Raw genomic sequence first — 18,545 nt, forward strand, 5'->3', positions numbered from 1 at the left:
CTCCCCCCATTCTCCCCGTTTAGTTATTCACTAATTGCCGGTTTTTGTAAAGTTGCAGCAAAGAATCCATCACTGCCAAAATGTTGAGGCAATACTTGGAGCATACCATTTGGCGTCGATAATCCTGCCTCTTTGAAAAATTCAGGGACTAGTTTTTCAGCTTCAGGATGTCGCTCCAGAAATTGAAGAACAACACCATCGTTTTCAGTTTTATCTACTGTACATGTACTGTAAACTACTTTACCGCCCGGTTTAAGAAGGGTCCATGCCACTTCCAGCAATTCTGATTGAATTTTCGTAAGTGATTCCAGGTCGGCTTCTGTCTTATTGTACTTGATTTCAGGTTTTCTTCGAATGACACCAAGTCCACTGCATGGTGCATCCACTAAAATACGATCGAATGTGTTCGGTTCATACGTATACCCGAGTTCACGGCTATCACCGCTTGAAGTCCAAATCGATTTCAACCCAAGTCGCTCTGCATTCTCTTCGATCAATTCGAGTTTGTGCTCATGCAAATCATGTGCGTGAACTTCTCCTGTATCTGCTAAATGCTCAGCAATTTGTGTCGTTTTCCCACCAGGCGCTGCACACATATCGAGCACTTTCATGCCTGGCTGCACGTCAAGTGCATAGACAGGAAGCATTGAACTTTCATCTTGAACAGTGAGCCAGCCTTTCGTGTACGTATAGGTTTTCGCGATATTTCCTGAATGACAATGGATTGCTTCAGGCACCACTTTTCCTAACTCCACTTTTGCACCTTCACTCTTTAACTGATGCATCGCTTTTTCAACAGTTGTCTGCGCGATATTGACGCGTGCTGTATTCAATGGCGGTTCATTATTAGCACGTGCCATTTCTGCAGTTGTATCCATGCCATACTGATCCACCCATCGTCGGATCAGCCATTCCGGATGACTTGTCTCCAAGGATAAACGCGTAATTCCGTCCGTGATTTCATCCAGTGATCGGACTCCCTGACGCAATACTGATCGAAGCACTCCATTTACTAGCCCTGTTGTTCCTTTATGTCCTCTTACTTTGGCAATTTCCACAGCCTCATTTACTGCAGCATGGGGAGGAATCTTTGTTAAGTAAACGATTTGGTACAACGACATACGCAGCAATTCACGGACCCAATCATCGAGTTTTCCTTTGATGAATGGGGCTAGATAATAATCCAGCGTCAATCGATACTGTAACGTGCCGTATGTTAAATTGGTTAACAACGGCTTATCCTGTTCTTTAATTGCATAGGATTTCATCGTCCTAGTCAGTAATAGATTACTGTACGCTTGGTTACGGCTCACTTCTAGCAGAATGGAAAGTGCCGCATCGCGGACATTCCCCTGCATCATTATTTTCTTCTTTGCTGTCATAGGAAAAGGTCTCCTTTTTTCCACTGTCCGCCTGAACCATTTAAGAACACTGCGGATGTCATTCGTTTTTTACCTGAAGGCTGTAATTCGGTGATTACTACAGCGTTTTCATCGCCTGACTTTACAATGATTTGATCTTTTGTCAGTTCCAGAATCTCTCCTGGTTTTCCGTCCGCATTACTTTGTACAACTTCAGTCTTCCAAATCTTTACGTTTTCATCCGCAAATGTTGTATAAGCGGTCGGCCAAGGAGTAAGTCCTCTTACTTGGTTATGAATATCGATTCCAGAGCGGTTCCAATCGATTCGTTCTTGCTCTCTAGAAATGTTTTTGGCAAAAGTGACGAGTTCTTCATTTTGCGGAATTCGTTCATTCGTACCTTCTAAAATTGAGGGTAACGTTTCTTTCAACAGAAGTTCCCCAGTTCGTGATAGCTTCTCAAACATACTGCCCGTGTCGTCTGTTGCCAAGATAGGTTCGGCAGCCTGCGAAATAATATCACCTGCATCAAGCTTTTCAGCCATATACATTATGGTGACACCCGTTTCAGCACATCCATCCATCACTGCTTGATGGATAGGAGCGCCTCCTCTATAAGCGGGCAGCAAGGATGCATGAACGTTGATACAACCTAATTCAGGGACATCGAGCAGTTCTTTCGGCAATAGTTGACCAAACGCAGCTGTGACGATCAAGTCAGGTGCTAGCTCTTTAATTTTCTCTAATTCAGTTGACCCTTTCAGCTTCTCAGGCTGAATAACAGGAAGACCTAGTCGGAGAGCTTCAGCCTTTACTGGCGGTGGTGTCAATACACGTTTTCTTCCGACTGGTCTGTCAGGTTGTGTAACGACACCTACAATGTTATATCCCTCTTCATGCAGCATGCGTAATATCGGAACTGAAAAATCAGGAGTTCCCATAAACAATAATTTACTCAATGTCTTCTCCATCCTCTCCGAGCTTTACAAGTTCCTCGTCCAATTCATTGAACTCAGAAGCATCTACAATACGACTGATTTTAGTGTTGAACAGGATACCGTCTAAGTGATCGATTTCGTGCATGATGGCACGGGCTTCAAAACTTTCTGCCTCAATTTCGTATAGTGAACCATCCCGCTCTTGCGCTTCAACACGCACGAAAAATGGTCGTTTTACTTCACCATATAATTCTGGAAAGCTTAAGCAACCTTCCAAATCGACATCTTCGCCGCCAATTGCTGTAATGACTGGATTGATGAGTTCTATTGGTGCGTCTCCTTCGCCGATATCCACAATTGCAGCGCGTATGGAATGGCCAACTTGCGGCGCAGCAATGCCTACCCCGTCCGCTGAAATCATCGTTTCCAGCATATCATCTAAAAGCTTGTGTAATTTCCGGTCAAATTTCGTTACTTCTGCAGTCTTCGTTTCAAGTATTTCAGCAGGATACTTTACAATTTCTAATACAGTCAAACAAATTCCTCTTTTCTCACTCCTGGTTAATAAATAACGACAGGGGATTTATCGACAGAAAGCTGCAAACCATCTTTGATCCAATCCGTCCGGTAAAAACGAATGAGTGCTTGCAGCGTTTCGGTAAGTTTTGGTTCTTTTTTGTATTTTATCAAACATTGATAGCGATATCTATTATTCACACGGCTAATTGCAGATGCAGTGGGTCCTATAATGACGCTTTCAGGACTAAGACCTTCCGCTAAAAAGCGGGCTGCTTTTTCTGCATAATCGACGACTTTCATTAACTCTTCATGGCTAAATTGAATATTGACGATATAAAAGAATGGAGGGTAACCGAATTGTTTTCTTGAACTCATCTCCATATGATAAAAAGGCTCGTACACTTGAGCTTTGGCAAGTTCAATCGCGTAATGTTCTGGCGTATACGTTTGAACAAATACTTCTCCCGCCAAATCATGGCGGCCCGCTCTTCCGCTTACTTGCGTCAATAGCTGAAACGTTTTTTCCGCTGCGCGAAAGTCTGCTAAGTGCAGCGTCGTATCTGCAGCTAGTACTCCTACTAACGTAATGTTCGGGAAATCGAGCCCTTTTGCAATCATTTGTGTCCCAAGTAAGATATCGGCTTGTCCTTCGCTGAACTTTTGCAGCAAACGGGCATGTGAACCTTTTTGACGGGTTGTATCAACATCCATTCTCAATACCCGTGCTTCAGGGAATAGTTTCGCAATCTCTTCTTCTGCTTTTTGAGTCCCCGTTCCGAAAAAACGAATATGCTCACTTTCACATTCTGGACAAATCGTTGGAACACGTTCTTCATGCCCGCAATAATGACATTTCAAATTTTCGGTAGCGCGGTGGTACGTCAAAGAGATGTCGCAATTTGGACATTGGATGGTTGTTCCGCAATCCCTGCATAAAACAAACGATGAAAATCCGCGTTTGTTCAGAAACAAAACTGTCTGTTCGTGTCGATCCAATCGTTCACGAATTGCCTCCGCCAAAGACACCGAAAACATGGAACGGTTTCCTTCTTGCAATTCCGCACGCATATCAACAATATTCACCGTGGGCAACGCTTGTTCCTTCGCTCGTTTCGGCAGTTCCAATAGCTGATAAACACCTTTCGATGCTCGGGCATACGATTCAAGTGCCGGTGTTGCACTTCCTAACACGACAGGACATCCGTTATAATTCGCACGCCAAATAGCAACGTCCCTTGCATGATAGCGCGGTAAGTCTTCTTGTTTGTATGTCGATTCATGCTCTTCATCCAATATAATAATGCCCAGTTTTTCAAAAGGTGCAAATATTGCAGAACGCGCACCAACGACTACTTTTACTTCTTTGCGATGAATTCTGCGCCATTCATCGTACTTCTCTCCAGCAGAAAGAGCACTATGCATCACTGCAACTTGGTCACCAAAGCGTTCTTTGAAACGGGAAGTCATTTGAGGGGTTAGTGAAATCTCCGGTACGAGTACAATTGCTTCCTGTCCCTTGGATAGAACTTCTTCAATTGTGCGCAAGTACACTTCTGTTTTTCCGCTTCCTGTAATTCCATGCAACAAAAAAGTTGTATCTTGTTTTTTATGAAACGCATGAAGAACTTCATCAACAGCATACTGCTGATAGCTAGTTAACCGAGTCGGAACAGCCGTTTCCCGTAATTGGACAACTTCTGGCTCACGATATACTTCTACTTTCTTTTCATGAGCAGCTCCTTTGTCGATCAACGTCTTTAATACAGTTGCGGACACACCAGCATCCTTCAACAGTTTGCCAGCTTCAATCGATTCACCTGCATGACCAATCATCCAGGTCACCAGTTCTCGCTGCTTCACAGCTTGTTTACTTAAAGAGTTTAATAACTCTTCTAGAATTGGTGCCTTCACTATATGAATCATACGCACTTTCTTCATAGCGGTTTGTTGTTTCACTAGTGTATCGACTTGCACAGCACCGCTTTTCACATAGGCCTTCAGCTGTTTCAATAATATAGGTGAATCCGCGTATTTTAACGGTACGCGGTCTCGCCCTTTTAACATAGTTAAAAAATCCGGTTCAGTTATAGCGTCCAGTTGTTCAACTTGAATGAACTTTTCGTACTTTGCTCTCATTGCTGCAGGCAGCATTACTTGAAGAGCTTCAATCCTGTAGGCAAGCGTATCTTCTGCAAGCCATTTAGACAGCTCTAGCAATTCGGGCGACAGAATCGCATCAAAATCGATTAATTCTTCGAGTGGCTTTATCTTATTTTCCGCTAGTTCACTTTCACCTTTCACATCGACTACATATCCCACTACTTTACGTGGGCCAAACGGAACTTTTACTCGCATGCCTGGTTCCACAAATCCTTCAAACAACTCTGGAATTTTGTAATCGAATGGACGGTCTATCGGATATGCAGCGACATCTACAATAACTTCTGCAAACATTAATGCTTTTGTCCTTCTTGTACAATCGTTTCAAGGAGCTGTTTAGCTAGTTTTTTCTTTTCCATCGCTGGGAAACGCCGCTCTCTGCCTGAACGGGATAGAAGCGTTACAACATTTGTATCACTGCCGAACCCGCCGCCAGGGTCTGTTACATCATTGACAATAATCCAATCCAGATTTTTAGACTCTAACTTCCCTTTCCCATATGAAATCGCATCTGTTGTTTCCGCCGCGAAACCAATCAGACACTGCGAAGTTTTCTGCTCTCCTAATGTTTTTAAAATATCAGTTGTGCGCTCTAGTTCTATAGAAGACGCTCCTTGTTTTTTCTTCATTTTTTGATTGTGCACTACTGCTGGACGATAATCAGCAACTGCTGCAGACTTCACTACATAGTCTGCATCTGCATACTGGTTTACAACTTCTTGCAGCATCTCCTCGGCACTTTCAACACGAATCAGTTCTGCCCCTTTAGGTGGCTCAAGTGAAACAGGACCTGAAATCAGTACAGTCTTAGCTCCCATTTCAACGGCTGCCTCTGCCATGGCGAACCCCATTTTTCCACTTGAAAAGTTTGAAATGTAACGTACCGGATCAATTCGTTCTAATGTCGGTCCTGCCGTTACAACCACTTTTTTTTCAGCCAAAGGTAATACTCTAGATTCATTAAAGAAAGATACCACTAATTCAGTAATACGCTCAGGTTCTTCAAGACGTCCTTTTCCTACATACCCGCATGCTAAAAAACCTTCAGAAGGTTCGATGAATCGATAGCCATCTTCATACAGACGGTCGATGTTTCGAAGAACTGCAGGGTGTTCGTACATATGTACATTCATAGCGGGAGCAATCCAAACAGGTGCTGTTGCCGCTAGTAATAAAGTTGAAGGCATATCATCTGCTATGCCATTCGCCAGTTTTCCGATGAAGTTTGCAGTAGTCGGAGCAACAATAATGAGATCTGCCCAATCAGCTAGATCGATATGTGCAATGACGGATGAATCCTTTTCATCGAACGTATCCCAATAAACGTCGTTTCGAGACATCACTTGGAATGACAATGGCTGAACGAACTCCATTGCTGAGCGAGTCATGACGACTTTGACTTCAGCTCCCGATTGACTCAATTTACTAACTAACGCAACTGCTTTGTAGACTGCAATGCCTCCCGTGACACAAAGCAGTATTTTTTTACCGGATAACATGGCTTTCATCCTTTCTTAAAATGACAAACTCCCAAAGAAAGTACGTTTTCTAAGGGAGCCATCCATATGTGTATTCAACTAAAATCGTTTAAATTTCGTCTTCGTAGACTATGGAATCATCTGTTTTCCGTTTGTTCAGGAAGCCAGCCGCCACTTCTTCAAGTGCTTTCCCCACATTTTTGTGTGATTTGTAAGAAACCAATTGCTCATCTTTCTTTTCCTGCATTTCACGCGCACGCTTTGCAGCAAGTGAGACGAGTGTGTACTTCGAGTCGATCTTTTCTTTTAATGAATCTACAGACGGATATAACATAGTCTTATTCCCCTTCCAACATGGCTAAATAGCGTTCTTCAACGCGTTCTCTTCTACAATGCTCAGCAGTGACAATGGCATTAATGCGGTCACACGCTTTTGTTACTTCATCATTTTCCACTACATAATCATACAAATCCATCATTTCAAGTTCATCGCGAGCCTTAGCTACGCGTGATGCAATGACTTCAAGAACTTCCGTACCGCGTCCGACGAGCCTTTGTTCTAAGTGAGACAAGCTTGGCGGTGCTAGGAAAATGAACAGCCCGTCCGGCATCTTTTCACGCACTTGGGCAGCACCAACGACTTCGATTTCCAAGAAAACATCTCTACCGGAATCGAGTGTTTCGTTCACATAGTCTAGTGGTGTACCGTAGTAATTCCCGACATACTCGGCGTGCTCAAGAAGTTTTCCTTCTTCGATCAGTGTTTCAAACACTTCACGCGGTCGGAAGAAGTAATCGACTCCATCGACTTCGCCTTCTCTGGGGTTCCGTGTAGTCATCGATATGGAATATTCGTAATTTGTGTTCGGAGAAGCAAACAGCTCTTTTCGAACAGTACCTTTCCCGACTCCTGAAGGGCCGGAAAGAACAATCAAAAGTCCTCGTTGTTTAAACATGCAATCCCTCATCTAATATAGTCTCTCCATTCAAATCAGCCCTCTAACTAGAACGATCCGAAGTTTGTATTCGTATTATACCATATGTTAGAGCTGTAGTGCTAAAATGGAGGAAACGAAAAGAAAGAGGAATTCATATGGCATTTGATGGGTTGTTCACAACCGCGATGAAACGCGAACTACAAACAATTGAAAACGGCAGGATCACTAAAATCCACCAACCGAACTCGCAAGAAACCGTATTCATTATCCGCGCAGGCGGTCAAAACCGAAAATTGCTTTTTTCGGTGCACCCTTCCTATGCGCGCATACAATTTACAGAAGAAACGATTCAAAACCCGAAAGAGCCGCCAATGTTTTGCATGACGCTTCGAAAACATTTGGAAGGTGGAACGATTACTGCTGTTGAACAAGTTGGTACAGATCGTATTTTAAAGTTCACCATCCGTTCGAAGAATGAAATCGGTGATGATATGGAGCGCATCATCATAGTTGAAATCATGGGCCGTCATAGTAATTTCATACTGATTGATCCTGAACGGGAGATGATTATTGATAGTATGAAACACTTGCCTCCAAGTGTAAACAGTTACCGAACAATCATGCCTGGACAGCCTTACATCCCAGCTCCGCCACAAGATAAACTAAATCCATTTACACTGACTCAAGAAAATTTTGATGAACTGATTTCTAGCTTTGACACACCAAAAGCTGTCGTACAAGTGTTATCCGGATTTTCTCCTGTACATGCAGAGGAGCTATTGTACAGAATCGCCAATGCATCTGGGCAATCACCATACAAAATATATCAGGAGTTTGTCGGAATTTTTTCCAATGGACCATTCCATCCGAATACCGTTGAAAAGGATGGTAAGTTATTATTCTCCGCAGCAGAATTGAAATTTACACAAGTCCCAGCTACGGTTTATCCAACACTCGGAGACTTGCTCGACAAAGTCTATTTTGCTAGGGCCGTTAGAGAGCGGGTAAAAGCCCAAGCTGCTGATTTAGAACGCTGGCTCGATAATGAAATAGCAAAATTGAAATTGAAAGTACAAAAGCTAACTAAAGAACGTAAAGATGCTGGTCGTTTGGATACATTCCAGTTATATGGAGAATTGCTGACTGCTAATAGTTATGCGATTGAAAAAGGTCAAAAAGAAGCGGTAGTCGAAAATTATTATGAGCAAGGGACAACTGTAACGATTCAGCTTGATCCGCGAAAGACAGTAATCGAAAATGCACAACGATACTTTTCCAAATATACGAAAGCAAAAAATGCCTTGATCCAAATAGCGAACCAATTGGAAAAAGCTCAAGAAGACATTGAGTATTTCGAAATGGTAAAGCAGCAGGTCATGCAAGCCTCAACTGATGATATCGACGAAATCCGTGATGAGCTTGCTGAACTTGGTTTAATGAAGGCACGTAAGGGCAAGAAGAAAGTGAAGCCGAAGAAACCAATGCCGGAGTCTTACCAATCGACGTCCGGAGTCAAAATTTCCGTCGGAAAAAACAACCGTCAAAATGACTGGCTGACCTCAAAGTTAGCTGCACGAAATCATATTTGGCTGCACACTAAAGATATCCCTGGTTCCCATGTTGTCATTCACGATGAGGAACCAAGTGAAGAGACGATTCAAGAAGCCGCTACGCTCGCTGCCTACTTTAGTAAAGCTCGCGGATCCGCTTCTGTGCCTGTCGATTTCACACAAGTTCGTCATGTGAAAAAACCAAACGGTTCAAAACCTGGTTTTGTCATTTACTTTGAGCAAAAGACGATTTTTGTGACGCCTGATGAAGATGTCGTAAGACAATTGAAAGCTTAAATTGAACCAGCACGGCTCCGGCCATGCTGGTTTTTTGTCGAATTTGCAAGTTGCTCATAACTCCCCGAATTTGCTCATAAAATGACGATTCTGATCATAACTTCTCAAATCTGCTCATAAAATCCTGAAATTGATCATAACATGGTAAATGTGATCATAATCCCTATATTATGCTCATAAACTCCAAATTGTGATCATAATTTGCAGAATTCATCACAAACCCTTCCATCTCAACAAGAATCACTGTTAATCTACAAACATATTAAAAATTAGACATGATACGACACTTATCAAATGCTGTCGAAACTCAAAACTCCATAAAAAAAAGAAGCATAGCGCAATCCGCCAGCTTCCGTCATTTATTGCAAAGTGCCTGTTTTTAACTTTTCGTGCCAGTCAAGAAGCGGTCCAACCGAGTCCTCGCGGATTGCTCCTGAACGTGTTGCCACTTCAGCAAGAGCGTTAAAATCTGTAAGACTCGTATAAGATAACCCTGCTTTTTCAAATGCCTGATCTGCACTTTCCAATCCATATGTAAAGATTGATACGACGCCTTCAACTTGTAACCCTGCTTCTTTCAAAGCATCTGCAGCTGTCAAACTGCTGCCGCCTGTAGAAATTAGGTCTTCCACAATAATTGCTCGATCGCCTTCTTTAACTTTACCTTCAATCTGCTTGCTGCGGCCATGACCTTTTGCTTTAGATCGCACGTAAACCATTGGCAACCCTAAAATATCAGCAATCCAGGCCGCGTGCGGAATCCCTGCTGTTGCAGTACCTGCAATTACGGTTGTATTTGGATAATTTGCCTTGATGGAAGCGGCCATTCCCTCAGCAACACGTCTTCTTCCACCTGGGTCCGACATGATAAGACGATTATCACAATAGATTGGTGATTGGATACCCGATGCCCATGTAAAAGGTTCATCTGGATTTAGAGTAACAGCACCTACGTGCAATAGTATTTTCGCAATTTCTTGTTTTGTCATCATTCAGCCATTCCCTTCCATTGTCGTGCAATTTCTTGATAGGCAACTAGTGGATCCGCAGCTCCTGTAATCGAGCGGCCGACCACGATATGCGTTGACCCCATTTTTTTCGCTTCAGCTGGTGTTGCGATTCGCTTTTGGTCATGCGCTGCATCATTTGCAAGTCGAATTCCAGGTGTCACTTTTAAAAATTCACTGCCACATAAATCTGCGATAGATCCAGCTTCCAAAACGGAACACACTACCCCGTCCAGCCGTGCACTTTGCGCAATTTTGGCGTAATGAAGAACTGAGTCATTCAATGATTTGTGAATCAGTTGTTCTCGCTGCATCTGTTCTTCTGTAGTAGAAGTCAGTTGTGTAACCGCGATAATTGAAGGGCGTTTCTTACCTGCTGCTGTTCCGATTTCCAATCCCTCAACTGCCGCCTCCATCATGAAAGATCCACCTGCTGCATGGACGTTCACCAAATCTGCACCTACGGATGCAAGTGAAGTCATCGCTGACTTTACAGTGTTCGGGATATCATGTAATTTCAAATCCAAAAATACGTCAAACCCTTGCTCTTTTAGACGATAAACAATCGCAGGACCTTCCTTGTAAAAAAGTTGCATGCCCACTTTGACAAACGTACCGCTCTCAAAAGGTGTTAAGAAGGATAATGCGGCTTCTTGGTGTTCAAAGTCCAATGCTATGATTGGGGATGTGTTCATACCGCATGGCTCCTTCCGATTAAGTCTGTAATTTTTTCAAGTCCCAGTTCATCGAGTACACTTGGCAGCGCGTGAATAATCTCGGGACAGACGAATGGATTAACAAAGTTTGCTGTTCCGACTGCCACTGCACTCGCACCTGCAGACATAAAGTCGATGACATCATCAGCGTCCGTGACACCGCCCATTCCGATAATTGGAATATTGACTGCTTTACTCACTTCATACACCATACGGATAGCCACTGGTTTTACCGCTGGTCCTGAAAGACCTCCAGTACCATTTGCGATGACCGGCTTCCCTGTTTTCCGGTCAAGGCGCATACCCACTAATGTATTGATCATTGTAATGCCATCAGCTCCCGCTGCTTCCACTGCTTTTGCAATCACTGTAATATCTGCGACATTCGGAGATAACTTCACATAGACAGGAACACTTGAAACTGCTTTTACAGCAGCTGTCAGCTCAGAAGCAAGTTTAGGGTCAGTACCAAAAGCAATTCCCCCGCACTTAACATTAGGACAAGATATATTTAACTCCAATGCATTGACATTCGATGCTTTGGAAATTTCTTCAGCAACTTTTACATAATCTTCAATTTCTGAACCGGCGACGTTGGCAATGATGGGCACATCATGATTTGCAAGTCTTGCTAACTCTTCTTCCATCACTCGTTGTAATCCAGGATTTTGCAGGCCGATTGCATTTAACATCCCGGAAGCCGTTTCAGCTACACGGGGTGTTGGATTCCCAAATCGAGTTTCAAGTGTCGTAGCTTTAATCATAATCGCACCTAGCTGTGATAGATCGTATAGATTCCCATACTCTTTACCAAAGCCGAAACAACCAGAAGCTGGCATGATCGGATTCTTAAGTGACAATCCTGGTAGTTCAACTGCTAATCGATTCATATCGCGACCACCCCCGCTGGAAATACAGGCCCGTCTGAGCATACTTTTACGTATGCTGCATCTTGGCCTTGCTGTGTTTCACAAACACAGGCAAAGCAAGCACCGATTCCGCAACCCATTCGTTGTTCAAAAGAGAGAAATCCTTTTTGCTCTTGAAATGCTTGCTGAACTGCATGAAGCATTGGTGTGGGGCCGCATGTATAGTATGTAGTGAAGTCGACTGGATTTCTAGCCAGTGAATCTGTAACAAACCCGGACTCACCCGTACTTCCATCCGCTGTGACAATGCGTGTTTGACCTAGTGCAGCAAATTCCTCCTCATAAAACACTGCGGCAGCTGTTTGGAATCCGAGCACATGAACGCATTTAACTCCTTTAGCTGTCAGCTCTTTTGAAAGCTGATACAATGGAGGAACACCGATCCCGCCGCCGATCAATAATGCCGTCTCACCTGATTCAGAATGATCCGCAGAAAAACCGTTTCCAAGCGGACCAAGCACATTCAATGTATCACCAACTGCTTTTGCAGCTAACAGTTGTGTTCCCTTACCTTCTGCTCTAAAAATAAGTGTCATTTGTTCGTTTTCTTTATCATAAGAAGCAATTGAGATCGGGCGTCTCAGTAAGGGTTCAAGCGTATCCGTTACACGAATGTGTACAAACTGACCGGGCGACGTAATTTCTTTCACTAAACTTCCTTCTAAAACCATTTCAATGATATTATTGGCTATTTGGCGTGTCGAGCAGACTTTCATTCGATCCTGCAGTATCATGCGAGAACCTCCTTCATAATTGTCCTGCCTGTTTCAGCTGGATCGTTTTTTGTATCAGTTGCGTTCTGAGAAAACCGTTTCACCGCCGAAAAGAGTCAACACCGGCCATCCTGTGCATGTAGTACCGGTGAAAGGTGTGTTTTTTCCTTTCGACAAAAATGTACTTGGATCGACATCGTGCTCCGTGTTCAGGTCCAACAACACTAAGTCAGCGATAGATCCTTCTTTGATTGAACCGTAAGGAAGTTCAAAAACGTCACACGGTTTCTTTGCAAACCAGTCAACTAATTGTTTTAATGTCCAATCTCCGTTTTTCACAAAGTTTGTGTAAAGTAATGGGAACGCCGTTTCAAATCCAGTTATGCCGAAAGGCGCTTTCTTGAATCCTGCAGCTTTTTCTTCTGCACTATGAGGTGCATGATCCGTTGCGATGAAGTCAAGTGTTCCGTCGAGCAAGCCTTCTCGAAGCGCTGCAAGATCTTCGTTTCCACGCAGTGGCGGATTCATCTTCCATACTGCATCATCTTCTGGAATGTCATGCTCAGTCAGCAATAGATGATGTGGCGTCACTTCAGCTGTGACATGGACACCTGCACGCTTCGCATCTCGGATTACACGAACAGATTCTTTCGTACTGACGTGGCAAACATGATAGTGCGCACCCGCTGCTTCAGCAAGCAGAATATCCCGGGCGATGTGAACAGACTCTGCAACAGAAGGAATACCCGGAAGTCCAAGTTCCTTATTCCGGATTCCTTCATGCATCGCTCCGCCATAAATTAGAGTATTATCTTCACAATGAGCAACAACTGCCATATCAAGCTTTGCAGCGTCTTGCATCGTCTCGAGCATCATCCCTGCTTCTTGGATTCCTACACCGTCGTCCGTAAAAGCGAAGGCTCCGTGTTCTTTTAACTCCGCTAAATTAGTCCGCTCTTTTCCAGCTTCACGGATTGTAATTGAAGCATATGGTAAGACTCGAATCACTGCATTCTTTTCAATCAACTCATTGACATGTTCAATATTCTTAATTGTATCTGGTACTGGACGAGTATTCGGCATTGCACAAATGGTTGTATATCCGCCTTTTGCAGCAGCCTTCGTTCCACTTTCGATCGTTTCTTTATGCTCTCCGCCCGGCTCCCGTAAATGCACGTGCACATCTACAAACCCTGGTGCGAGACAATTTCCTTTACCGTCAATCACTTCTGCGTCTTTCGCTTCCAAATCTTGACCAATCTCTGTGACCTTACCATCTTGAATTCGAATATCCTTCAAATCATTCTGTGTTTCATCATATAGCCAAATATTTCGGAGCAGCTTGTGCATGTACATTTCCTCCTCTTAATATCATTTCCATTGCAGCTGCGCGGATGTAAACTCCATTTTCAACAGCTTCATAAACCCGTAATTTCGGATGAGTAGTAAGTGATTCAGCAATTTCAACACCCCAGTTGATTGGAGCTGGGTGCATAATAATGGCATTCTTTTTCAACTTAGACGCACGCTCTTCAGTTAATCCGTATTGTGCGTGGTATTCTTCTTTAGTAAAGCTCATTTGTTCATCATGACGTTCATGCTGAACTCGCAGCAACATCACAACATCTGCTTCTTCGATTACGTGATCCCAACATGAATTTGTTTCATAATCACCAGACCATTCGTCTGGACATACAAACCGGACATTTGCTCCGAGTTTTCTCAAAGCTTCCGCATTAGATGCAGCGACTCTGCTGTGCGACAAATCACCTGCAATCACTACGTTTAATCCTAGGAAGTATCCGAACTCTTCTTTGATGGTAAATAAGTCAAGTAATGATTGGCTCGGATGCTGCCCTGTTCCGTCTCCGCCATTGAAAACCGGAATTTTAATTCCTTCGAGCTGCTTATAGTACTCTTTTTCAGGGTGACGGATGACCACCGCATTTACACCTAGCGCTTCAAGCGTCCTGACTGTGTCGAATAACGTTTCACCTTTAGTAGTGCTTGAGTGCCCTGGATCGAATTGAATAATCTCTAATCCTAACTTTCTTTCCGCAATTTCAAAGCTTAGCTTTGTACGGGTACTCGGTTCAAAAAACAGATTACTCACTAAATATTTCCCGGGCAATTCACGAATCCCGTGCCGTTTCAAGTACTCCGCATAATTTAAGATTTCCATAATGTTCTCTTCACTGAATTGTTGCATTGTTAGTAAGTTATCCATGTTGTTGTCCTCCTCTTAGGTTGGGGAAGGTTTTAAAAAAACCTTCCCAGCATATAGGAAGGCCATTTATGTATGCAGGTGTCCCGATTTAATAGGTCACCTAGTCACATAAACCTTTCCTTGTCTCTCAGTACAATGTTAAAAGGTCTAACGTATTTAGTTGTCTTTATCTACAAGCAATGGTTCTTCAGGTACATCTTCTAACGTATTATTCTCTCTTCCAGGAAGTACCAAGTTCAACACTACTCCGACTATTGCAGCTAACGCCATGCCTTCAATGTGGAATGTTTCACTGAAGTTGATGGACGCGCCACCAATTCCAACTACTAAAATGACAGACGTGATCACTAGATTTCGTTGATTATCAAAATCTACATGGTTGTCGACTAGCATCCTGAGTCCTGACGAAGCGATGATTCCGAACAGCAAGATTGAAATACCGCCGAGAACCGCTGTCGGGATAGTTGCAATAAGTGCCATCACTTTCCCCATGAATGAGAAGAGGATCGCGAACACCGCAGCCCCTACTATGACGTAAACACTGTAAACCCGAGTGATTGCCATGACACCGATATTTTCACCATATGTCGTCTTCGGCGGTCCACCAAGCAACCCGCTAATTAACGTTCCTAGTCCGTCACCAAGCAGTGAGCGATTTAATCCTGGGTCTTTTATGAAATCACGCTCAACAACTTTCCCAAGAACAAGTTGGTGTCCGATGTGCTCTGATATCGTTACAATCGCGATTGGCACCATGATGAAGAGCAAGGTTGGTGTGACAACGAAGTCATAGTGCACACCCGGAATTAGAAAATCTGGAACTTGAATCCACTTTGCTTCTAATACTGGTTTAAAGTTTAAAATCCCGATCGCTGCGGAATAAATATATCCTACAATGATACCGATCAAGACTGGCATCAAACTAATAACTCCTTTGAAAAACATAAGACAAATGATTGCTGCAGCTAATGTCACGATCGCGGCTGAGAAATGAAGCAAACTATAAGTGGAGACACCGTCAATATCGATTCGGCTCGCCATTCCCACTGCTGTAGGTGCAACGGCCAGACCGATTACCATAATAACCGGACCTACAACAACGGGTGGCAGGATGTTCATTATCCATTTATGACCTGTTTTCCAAATTAGCAAGGAAACAAGTGCATAGACCAGTGCAACAAACATACTTCCGATCATCGCACTGCCAATTCCGCCAGTCTTTGTCGCTACTGTAATTGGAACGATGAAAGCAAAAGAAGATCCGAGATATGCTGGCACTTTCCCTTGAGTTATTACAACAAAAATCAGTGTTGCAATGCCGCTCGTCAGTAATGCGATGGCAGGACTTAACCCGACGAGCTGCGGTACAAGAATCGTTGCACCAAACATGGCGAACATGTGCTGGAGACTTAATACAAGCCATTTTGCGCTTGCTGGTTTTTCGTGAATGTCTAATACTTTTTGTGCCATTTTCAGTATGCCTCCAAGCGGTTTCCAATTAACGTGAATGGATGGTAACGTTATCTTCTCCATCTGATTCAATTACATTCACAACGACTTGTTCATCGCTCGATGTCGGGATGTTCTTTCCAACAAAATCTGGTCGAATCGGCAATTCACGATGACCTCGGTCAACTAAGACAGCGAGTTGAATGGAAGAGGGTCTTCCTAAGTCCATGACAGCATCCATTGCTGCACGAACAGTTCTTCCAGTGTAAAGGACGTCATCCACTAAAATTACTTTCTCATCTGACAAGTTGTACTTAATGTCTACTTGTTTAACAAGCGGTTCTTTGTTTTCGTATTTCATGCCAAGATCGTCTCGATAAAGTGATATGTCGAGTTCACCGATGCGGATTGCCTTACCTTCGATTTGCTCAATCTTTTCTGCCAATCGGTTGGCAAGAAAAGCCCCTCTAGTTTTGATGCCCACTAAAATACAATGATCGATTCCTTTGTTGCGTTCAATAATTTCGTGTGCAATGCGTGTGAGTGCTCGATTGATGGCACTTTCGTCAAGAATATTTGCCTTTTCTACCAAATCATCCGCCTCCTTTTCCATATAAAAAACCTTCCGGCCGTCTATCAGGCAGGAAGGTTTACGTGCGTAAATACATTTCAGCGATAAACGCTCAGCAAGCGCTCATCCTGAAATACCGTGCATCCTTCCCAACCTCTCTGGATTGGCGTTAAAGGTTCGCTATTTAGTTTCTACAACAAGCATACAGGTTGGTGTTTCTGCAGTCAACCCTTTTTAGCTCTAAGCTCATTCAGTAATTGTTCATAATTTTCCGGCAGCGGAGCCTTGAATTCCATATATTCTTCAGTAACAGGATGAACAAAACCTAAAGTGCCTGCATGTAAGACTTGGCCATCAAACTCAATCGTCTTTTTAGGTCCGTACTTCGGATCGCCCGCAAGCGGATGTCCGATATACTTCATATGCACACGAATCTGATGAGTTCTGCCCGTCTCTAATCGACATTCTAAAAGTGTGAAATCACCAAAACGTTCAAGTACTTTAAAGTGAGTGACTGCATTTTTCCCTTGGTTTTCAACAGCCATACTTTGACGATCTTTTTGATTTCTGCCGATTGGCGCATCAATCGTACCGTTATCATGTGGAATATGCCCGTGCACAAGTGCAGTATACACGCGCGTAACTGATTTCGCTACGAGTTGATTTACAAGCGACGTATGCGCATTGTCGTTCTTAGCAACCATAAGCAAACCTGATGTATCTTTGTCAATACGATGTACAATTCCAGGCCGCATGATGCCATTGATTCCCGATAGGTCATCACAATGATACATAAGCCCGTTTACAAGTGTCCCCGTTGTATGACCTGGTGCTGGGTGAACAACCATACCGCTCCGCTTATTTACTACAAGTACATCGCTGTCTTCATAAATGATTTCCAAGTTTAAATCTTCTGCAGGCATATCCAGTTCTTCCGGTTCTGGTTCATCGACGGTTAAGACATCCCCATTTTTAACTTTATAATTCGCTTTCACTTTGCTTTCATTCACCAAGACAATTCCATCTTTTACCCATTGTTGAATAAGAGTACGTGACCAATCCGCGTTCAATGTTGCAAGCGCTTTGTCGATCCGTTCACCTGCATTTTGCTCTTCAATTACAAATTGAAATTGTTCCATTATGCCACCTTATCTTTCTTGTTCTTTTTTTCATCTAAAAACAAATAAATTATGACGAGTATTACACCTGCTGTTAACGATGCATCTGCGACATTGAATATAGGAAAGTCATAGTTAATGACTGGGACAAGTACGCTGACAAAATCGACAACTTCACCTCGAACCATTCTATCTATAAAATTCCCAACCGCCCCTCCAAGTAAGAGCATTAAACTCCATGCAAATAACGGATTGTTCTTTCCTTCTTTTTGAAAGTAATATACGATGCCGCCAACGACGACAATTGTAACAATGGCAAATAACCACATCTGACCTTCCAACATACCCCAAGCCGCACCACGATTCCGGTGTGATAACAAGCTGAGATAAGGGTCAATTAAAGGAATACGTTCCCTAACTTCCATATTTGTTACGACCAGCCATTTAGTTAGCTGATCTATTATAATCACGAGCGCCGCAATACCATAATAAATGAACAAACCGGTTCCCTCCGTCCTGCACTGTCCTGTTTAGTTTATCATACCCAGTACGCATCCGTGCAAGTCTAATTTCA

The 18,545-nt window shown here is 43.3% G+C and carries 18 protein-coding genes; 1 reads left to right on the plus strand and 17 read right to left on the minus strand.

Features of this window, described 5'->3' with window-relative positions:
• Positions 1 to 23 precede the first annotated feature (23 nt).
• The 7 genes from rsmB to gmk form a co-directional block, all read right to left on the minus strand.
• Positions 24 to 1,382, minus strand: coding sequence for a 16S rRNA (cytosine(967)-C(5))-methyltransferase RsmB (gene rsmB, locus QT716_RS04385; protein ID WP_317934728.1), 1,359 nt, complete (start codon positions 1,380 to 1,382; stop codon positions 24 to 26).
• On the minus strand, positions 1,379 to 2,320 hold the full coding sequence (gene fmt / locus QT716_RS04390; protein ID WP_317934730.1) for a methionyl-tRNA formyltransferase: 942 nt from the start codon (positions 2,318 to 2,320) through the stop codon (positions 1,379 to 1,381). The genes rsmB and fmt overlap by 4 nt, the downstream gene beginning before the upstream one ends.
• The gene (gene def, locus QT716_RS04395; RefSeq protein WP_317934731.1) at positions 2,313 to 2,834 is read right to left on the minus strand and encodes a peptide deformylase; all 522 of its coding nucleotides are present in this window, start codon (positions 2,832 to 2,834) and stop codon (positions 2,313 to 2,315) included. The genes fmt and def overlap by 8 nt, the downstream gene beginning before the upstream one ends.
• Positions 2,835 to 2,860: 26 nt before the next feature.
• Complete coding sequence (gene priA, locus QT716_RS04400) at positions 2,861 to 5,272, minus strand: primosomal protein N' (protein ID WP_317934733.1); 2,412 nt, start codon at positions 5,270 to 5,272, stop codon at positions 2,861 to 2,863.
• Entirely contained in the window at positions 5,272 to 6,477 is a 1,206-nt protein-coding gene (gene coaBC, locus QT716_RS04405; protein WP_317934735.1) for a bifunctional phosphopantothenoylcysteine decarboxylase/phosphopantothenate--cysteine ligase CoaBC, read from the minus strand. Before coaBC ends, priA begins: the two co-directional genes overlap by 1 nt.
• 88 nt (positions 6,478 to 6,565) lie before the next feature.
• Positions 6,566 to 6,790, minus strand: a complete 225-nt coding sequence (gene rpoZ, locus QT716_RS04410) for a DNA-directed RNA polymerase subunit omega (RefSeq protein ID WP_317934737.1) — start codon at positions 6,788 to 6,790, stop codon at positions 6,566 to 6,568.
• Positions 6,791 to 6,794: 4 nt separating this feature from the next.
• Positions 6,795 to 7,412, minus strand: a complete 618-nt coding sequence (gene gmk / locus QT716_RS04415) for a guanylate kinase (protein ID WP_317934739.1) — start codon at positions 7,410 to 7,412, stop codon at positions 6,795 to 6,797.
• 137 nt (positions 7,413 to 7,549) lie between these two features.
• On the opposite strand from gmk, the gene QT716_RS04420 reads away from it, so the two are divergent.
• Entirely contained in the window at positions 7,550 to 9,241 is a 1,692-nt protein-coding gene (locus QT716_RS04420; protein WP_317934740.1) for an Rqc2 family fibronectin-binding protein, read from the plus strand.
• Positions 9,242 to 9,600: 359 nt separating this feature from the next.
• On the opposite strand, the gene pyrE is transcribed toward QT716_RS04420, so the two are convergent.
• The 10 genes from pyrE to lspA form a co-directional block, all read right to left on the minus strand.
• A complete protein-coding gene (gene pyrE, locus QT716_RS04425; protein WP_317934742.1) occupies positions 9,601 to 10,233 on the minus strand; it encodes an orotate phosphoribosyltransferase in 633 nt (210 codons plus the stop codon).
• The gene (pyrF, locus tag QT716_RS04430) at positions 10,230 to 10,943 is read right to left on the minus strand and encodes an orotidine-5'-phosphate decarboxylase (RefSeq protein ID WP_317934744.1); all 714 of its coding nucleotides are present in this window, start codon (positions 10,941 to 10,943) and stop codon (positions 10,230 to 10,232) included. Before pyrF ends, pyrE begins: the two co-directional genes overlap by 4 nt.
• Positions 10,940 to 11,854 (minus strand): dihydroorotate dehydrogenase, encoded by a 915-nt coding sequence (locus QT716_RS04435; RefSeq protein ID WP_317934746.1) that lies wholly within the window; start codon positions 11,852 to 11,854, stop codon positions 10,940 to 10,942. The genes pyrF and QT716_RS04435 overlap by 4 nt, the downstream gene beginning before the upstream one ends.
• Entirely contained in the window at positions 11,851 to 12,627 is a 777-nt protein-coding gene (locus tag QT716_RS04440) for a dihydroorotate dehydrogenase electron transfer subunit (protein ID WP_317934747.1), read from the minus strand. The genes QT716_RS04435 and QT716_RS04440 overlap by 4 nt, the downstream gene beginning before the upstream one ends.
• Before the next feature lie 54 nt (positions 12,628 to 12,681).
• Positions 12,682 to 13,956 carry a dihydroorotase gene (locus QT716_RS04445; RefSeq protein ID WP_317934748.1) on the minus strand — a complete coding sequence of 425 codons (1,275 nt, stop codon included), beginning with the start codon at positions 13,954 to 13,956 and terminating at the stop codon, positions 12,682 to 12,684.
• Positions 13,922 to 14,833 carry an aspartate carbamoyltransferase catalytic subunit gene (locus QT716_RS04450; RefSeq protein ID WP_317934750.1) on the minus strand — a complete coding sequence of 304 codons (912 nt, stop codon included), beginning with the start codon at positions 14,831 to 14,833 and terminating at the stop codon, positions 13,922 to 13,924. The genes QT716_RS04445 and QT716_RS04450 overlap by 35 nt, the downstream gene beginning before the upstream one ends.
• A 156-nt stretch (positions 14,834 to 14,989) precedes the next feature.
• Entirely contained in the window at positions 14,990 to 16,303 is a 1,314-nt protein-coding gene (locus QT716_RS04455; protein WP_317934953.1) for a uracil-xanthine permease family protein, read from the minus strand.
• A gap of 28 nt (positions 16,304 to 16,331) precedes the next feature.
• Positions 16,332 to 16,895: a bifunctional pyr operon transcriptional regulator/uracil phosphoribosyltransferase PyrR gene (gene pyrR, locus QT716_RS04460; RefSeq protein WP_317934752.1), complete on the minus strand. Its 564-nt coding sequence runs from the start codon at positions 16,893 to 16,895 to the stop codon at positions 16,332 to 16,334.
• 182 nt (positions 16,896 to 17,077) lie between these two features.
• Complete coding sequence (locus tag QT716_RS04465; RefSeq protein ID WP_317934753.1) at positions 17,078 to 17,992, minus strand: RluA family pseudouridine synthase; 915 nt, start codon at positions 17,990 to 17,992, stop codon at positions 17,078 to 17,080.
• Entirely contained in the window at positions 17,992 to 18,471 is a 480-nt protein-coding gene (gene lspA / locus QT716_RS04470; RefSeq protein ID WP_317934755.1) for a signal peptidase II, read from the minus strand. Before lspA ends, QT716_RS04465 begins: the two co-directional genes overlap by 1 nt.
• Positions 18,472 to 18,545 lie beyond the last annotated feature (74 nt).

Origin of the sequence: Sporosarcina aquimarina (assembly GCF_033253705.1) — a bacterium.
Lineage (GTDB): Bacteria > Bacillota > Bacilli > Bacillales_A > Planococcaceae > Sporosarcina > Sporosarcina aquimarina.

Bases quoted from the DNA above. Each gene is read 5' to 3' on its own strand.
- QT716_RS04455 (WP_317934953.1), bottom strand. From the start codon at position 16,303: ATGGCACAAAAAGTATTAGACATTCACGAAAAACCAGCAAGCGCAAAA.
- pyrR (WP_317934752.1), bottom strand. From the start codon at position 16,895: ATGGAAAAGGAGGCGGATGATTTGGTAGAAAAGGCAAATATTCTTGAC.
- QT716_RS04440 (WP_317934747.1), bottom strand. From the start codon at position 12,627: ATGATACTGCAGGATCGAATGAAAGTCTGCTCGACACGCCAAATAGCC.
- rsmB (WP_317934728.1), bottom strand. From the start codon at position 1,382: ATGACAGCAAAGAAGAAAATAATGATGCAGGGGAATGTCCGCGATGCG.
- QT716_RS04450 (WP_317934750.1), bottom strand. From the start codon at position 14,833: ATGGATAACTTACTAACAATGCAACAATTCAGTGAAGAGAACATTATG.
- priA (WP_317934733.1), bottom strand. From the start codon at position 5,272: ATGTTTGCAGAAGTTATTGTAGATGTCGCTGCATATCCGATAGACCGT.
- pyrF (WP_317934744.1), bottom strand. From the start codon at position 10,943: ATGAACACATCCCCAATCATAGCATTGGACTTTGAACACCAAGAAGCC.
- QT716_RS04420 (WP_317934740.1), top strand. From the start codon at position 7,550: ATGGCATTTGATGGGTTGTTCACAACCGCGATGAAACGCGAACTACAA.
- rpoZ (WP_317934737.1), bottom strand. From the start codon at position 6,790: ATGTTATATCCGTCTGTAGATTCATTAAAAGAAAAGATCGACTCGAAG.
- QT716_RS04445 (WP_317934748.1), bottom strand. From the start codon at position 13,956: ATGCACAAGCTGCTCCGAAATATTTGGCTATATGATGAAACACAGAAT.
- coaBC (WP_317934735.1), bottom strand. From the start codon at position 6,477: ATGTTATCCGGTAAAAAAATACTGCTTTGTGTCACGGGAGGCATTGCA.
- QT716_RS04465 (WP_317934753.1), bottom strand. From the start codon at position 17,992: ATGGAACAATTTCAATTTGTAATTGAAGAGCAAAATGCAGGTGAACGG.
- gmk (WP_317934739.1), bottom strand. From the start codon at position 7,412: ATGTTTAAACAACGAGGACTTTTGATTGTTCTTTCCGGCCCTTCAGGA.
- QT716_RS04435 (WP_317934746.1), bottom strand. From the start codon at position 11,854: ATGAATCGATTAGCAGTTGAACTACCAGGATTGTCACTTAAGAATCCG.
- pyrE (WP_317934742.1), bottom strand. From the start codon at position 10,233: ATGATGACAAAACAAGAAATTGCGAAAATACTATTGCACGTAGGTGCT.